This window comes from Microcoleus sp. S28C3 (genome assembly GCF_036700785.1).
In the GTDB taxonomy this organism is placed as follows: Bacteria; Cyanobacteriota; Cyanobacteriia; order Cyanobacteriales; family Microcoleaceae; genus Microcoleus; species Microcoleus asticus.
On sequence record NZ_JAUBPO010000220.1, the window covers coordinates 1 to 4,653 of the forward strand.

General features: G+C 45.0%; 2 protein-coding genes. Both read right to left on the reverse strand.

Going from position 1 to position 4,653, the window contains the following annotated elements; genetic code table 11:
* Window positions 1-283 precede the first annotated feature (283 nt).
* A complete protein-coding gene (locus tag QUA13_RS31645; RefSeq protein ID WP_333204934.1) occupies window positions 284-1,543 on the reverse strand; it encodes a reverse transcriptase domain-containing protein in 1,260 nt (419 codons plus the stop codon).
* A 1,284-nt stretch (window positions 1,544-2,827) separates the two neighbouring features.
* A complete protein-coding gene (locus QUA13_RS31650) occupies window positions 2,828-4,576 on the reverse strand; it encodes an ABC transporter ATP-binding protein (RefSeq protein WP_333204936.1) in 1,749 nt (582 codons plus the stop codon).
* Window positions 4,577-4,653 lie beyond the last annotated feature (77 nt).

Below are 4,653 nucleotides of genomic sequence, written 5' to 3' on the forward strand. Positions count from 1 at the left end.
TTTTAACTCCTACTTAGATTTACATCCCTCATTATACACGTTTGAGGATTTACAAATCATTTGCGATCGCTATATCACCTTTTACTAACAGATGGTTGTTGCTACTGGTCACAAACTCTGTGTGTAAGATTAGCTTTTTTGGCTTATCCCCTTTTGTCGCAAATACCCAGTTTCTATTGCCGATTCCTCGCCAATATAGACGATGAGCTTTTTTGACATTAAGAGTGCGACGTTTGGCCCATCTCCGAAGTTTTAGATAGGTCAGATTATCTTGTCTGGATAATTATCCTACCGTGCCAATATCCGAAGCTTTGTAATAAGAACTCCATCCTCTAATTACCGGATTGAGGTCTTTAATGAGTGCCTCTTGTGGCGATAATCTGTGCATCTTAATAAGGCGAGATATTTCCCGCTGATGCGTCAGAATTGCCTTCTTTGATGGGGTGATGAGTGTGTTAAAACCTAATTTTCTACCGTGATTATCTTCATCACTACGATATTTCCCCCTAGGGAATTGTTGGATATGATGACCAAGAAAGTCAAATCCAGCGCTTCTATCTTCACTTAAATTGGGGTCGAGTGTATGCGCTAATCGGGTTTTGGAAGGTTTTAATTGTAAGCCAATGCCAGCTAACCACTCACCTATTACAGCAATACACCCAGAAATTACGGACTTGCTTTCGTGCAAAAGGACGAAATCATCTGCATAGCGGATGACACCAATAGAACGGCGTTTTTCCTTTTTACTTAACTTGGGAATAGTTAAGGTTTCCACGTAATCTTTAACTACCGTTTCTAGTCCGTGTAAGGCGATATTCGCCAATAGTGGCGATATAATACCGCCCTGTGGTGTACCGCTAGGTGTGGCATTCCAAACTCCTTTATCTATCACTCCAGATTTTAACCAGGCTTTGATTTGTCGCCTGAGTCCTGGGAAGGTGTTTAATTTGCTGAGGAGTTCTTTATGATTGATACAATCAAAACATTGAGATATATCCGCATCGAAGACATATTTAGCCTTAGTTTGGATACAGTTTTTGATATGTTTAATTGCATCCTGGCATGACCTGCCTGGTCTAAATCCGTAGCTTCCTTCCTCAAATCGAGCTTCCCACTCTGGTTCTAAAGCAGCCTTGACTACGGCTTGGAGAGCGCGGCTTTCCATTGTGGGTATTGATAGTGGGCGTTTTTCTTGGCTTCCAGGTTTGGGTATCCAAACTCTACGGGTAGGCTTGGATTTACCTGTTAGCTTTAATTGCCCTACCAATTTTAGGCGTGCTGCTGGGGACAATGATTTCACACCGTCCACTCCTGCCGTCTTTTTACCTTGGTTTTCGACTGTTACCCGACGTACCGCTAATACTCGGTTAGACCAAGACCTCATCAGTGTCTTTTGGAGTTGGCGCAGTCTTTTGACATCACCACAACGTGAAGCAGCATAGATGCGTTTTTGCAACTTGAAAACATATCGCTCAGCTTTTCGCCAATTAATAGTTTTCCATCCCTCTGTCTTCGAGATTGAATCAGATTTAGGCTTATTCATTGCTACTTGTACCTCTAGCTTTTGGCACATTGCGGTTCACGTCAGCGTATCCCGGACATTACTCCATCCCTTTTCAGGCGTTGACCGTTGTTTCGGTCTGGGCGTTAGCTTCTTGAACCATCCTTTCCACCCTGTTGCTTATTACCTGACCGTTTACCTGTTAATCGACCATAACAGGAGCCACAGGGAGGGTTACTTCGTTCCTGATATCCATTGGTTTGAGTCTTTAGGGTATGTCTTTCCACCGGGGTTCTAGGTAGTGCGCTAACTCGGTCCGTAGAAACTGTTAGACCTTACCCTTACCGGATATTTCCAGTCCAAGGTGTGACCGAATCACAAGCTTATTTCCCCTGGTTATTTTTAACGGTGGCTCAACGACATTTAGCCTGCTCTACCCCACGATTCTCCAACACAATATATATTGTGTTGGCTCGCTTATAGAACTCTTGCTTGCGGAGGGCGTTTTCAGCAATTATCACCTTTGACCGCTTTCATCCCCGCTTTACGAACCGAGATAGTCAATCTCTTTCGTAGGGGCTACCACTACTGGTAGTTTATGTGCTTTCAACCCCGCACCAGGGCGGTAGGGCTTGGTTCTTTGGTAGAACCTCACCTACATGGGTATCAAGTTGTCATTGATAGAGGATTAAAGTGCGGACTCAACCAAGAGAGGTTACTCTATCAAAGCCTGGAATCCCCCCAAAAATCTGGGTTTCTCCAGAACGAATCGCACTACGGACAAAATAGGACAGGATGTAAAGAAATGTAACGAAACCGCCACTCCCAGGCAGATTTATTGAAGCAAGCAGAACAAGTAAAAAGCTTGCATAACATACAATAGAAGGTAAGCATGAATACGAGCTGTCCCAAACCCAAATGTAAAGAGATGTAACAATCCCGTCATCCCCGAAATCACTCCGACTCCCACAGGACTTACCCAAGCACGCTATATGTCAATACGGTTCAGTTAACGCTGTCCGACGAATTTAACCTCACGATTTTATGGGAAATACAGGCATCTTTTAGAAGTCAGATTGCTCTTAACTGAACCGTATTGCGTTATATGTAGCGTGCTAACAAAGAGCAGCGGTCGCTTAATAAATCTAATAAAGCGATCGCGACAAGCACGCCCTTGTCCGATACTCTGTATTTTCGACCCTGACGGGTTTCGATTCGTAGTGTTTGTTTTTGAGATGCACGCTATATATAGCTTACTTGCATAAGTCCTGACCAATCTACTTATTTAGGGTCTAACTCTAGATGACTCAAAGTATCTGTCACTTGTCAATGCAGCAATTCCTCTAATTTTTGCTGGTTCCACAAATACTGATAAAGCCCTGTTTGCCCTACCAATTCAGCGTGAGTGCCGCTCTGAACTATTTCTCCTTTCTCCATCACAAAAATGCGATCGGCAGTGGCCGCCGCTGACATTTGATGCGAGATAAAAATTACTGTTTTGCGATCGGTTCCCGTTGCCAAGTTTTGCAAAATATCGGTAGCAGTTTGATTGTCAACGCTGGAAAGAGCGTCATCCAAAATTAACACCGGGGCGTCAACTAACAAAGCGCGAGCAAGTGCCGTCCGCTGCCGCTGTCCGCCGGATAAAGTAATGCCGCGCTCGCCGACAACTGTTTTGTACTGCTGCGGAAAATTGAGGATTTCGGGGTGAATTTGCGCTTGTTTCGCCGCCGCTTCAATCTCCGGCTGTTCCGCTAAAGGGTTTCCGTAGCGGATGTTATTCTTGATGGTAGTGCCGAACAGAAAACTTTCTTGCGGAACGTAGGCGATCGCCCCGCGCAATTGGGTCAATTTTACCTTGGTAATATCCTGTCCGTCTACAAATAACTGACCCGGATCGATATCGAGCAAGCGTGGCAGCGCATTAGCTAAAGTTGATTTTCCCGAGCCGATCGCGCCAACAATTGCGACAGTTTCTCCCGGTTGTATGGTAAAATTAACATCTTTAAGCGCGGGTGTCTTCGCGCCGGGATAAATATAATTTAGATGGCGAGCCGCAATTTCGCCTTTGACTGGAGTCGGCAGTTCAACTGCACCGGCAGCATCCTTAATTTGCGGTTCCACAGTCAGAATTGATTCGATGCGATCGACACTCACTTCTCCCCGCTGGTAAGCAGTAATTGTGAAACCCAACAGCGCCGTGGGAAACACCAAACGCTCGACATAAATCAGCAACGCCACAAAATCGCCAATGCTAATTTGACCCTTAGCAATTGACCCGCCACCAGCCGAAAGCAGCACCAACAAACTGATGCTTGCCAAACCGCCCAGCAGCGGAAAAAGAAAGTTTCTAGTTTTTGCTAATTCCAAATTAGCTGATAGCAACTGCGCGTTGCAATCGCGAAAAGCTCGGCGTTCGTTTTCTTCTTGAGCGTAGATTTTAATTACGGAAATCCCGCTCATATCCTCCTGAATTAAATCGCTCATCGCCGACAGTTCTTCCTGTACACTTAACTGCTGGATACGAAGTTTGTCGCTAAATAACTGTACCAAAACCAGCATTAAAGGATAAACTGCGATCGCCAACAGCGTCAGCCGTACATTAATCCCCAGCATCACCGGTAAACTCAAAGCATAAGCAAAAGCTGTATTTGCCAAACTGAGCACCGCAAACCCCACCAAGCGCCGAATATTGTCCAAATCGGAAGTAGCGCGGTTAATTAAATCCCCAACCGTATTGGCGGCAAAATAAGACGGTTCTAATGTTAATAAATGGTTAAATATTTGCTGTTTGAGGTCAAATTCGACTTGACGCCCCACGCCAAACAGCAAAATCCGCGATGCCATCCGAATCAGCCACATAATTGAGGCGAGGAGCAGAATTAGTGCCACGTAATTGAAAACTTGGTCAAATTTAGTCGCAACTTGGAGAGTGTCAACTGCATTCCGAATTAGCAGGGGAATGTAAACGCCCACAGCATTGACAATTAACAGCGAAAAAACGCCCCAGAATGTTGGTTTCCAGTGCGGGCGCATATAAGAGCCGAGTTTTTGCAGTCGAGAATAACGAGCCATAGGAAGAAGGAAGAAGGAAGAAGGAAGAAGGAAGAAGGAAGAAGGAAGAAGGAAGAAGGAAGAAGGAAGAAGGAAGA

What these genes read in the sequence shown, in the direction of transcription:
- QUA13_RS31645 (WP_333204934.1), bottom strand. Translation starts at nt 1,543, where the DNA reads ATGAATAAGCCTAAATCTGATTCAATCTCGAAGACAGAGGGATGGAAA.
- QUA13_RS31650 (WP_333204936.1), bottom strand. Translation starts at nt 4,576, where the DNA reads ATGGCTCGTTATTCTCGACTGCAAAAACTCGGCTCTTATATGCGCCCG.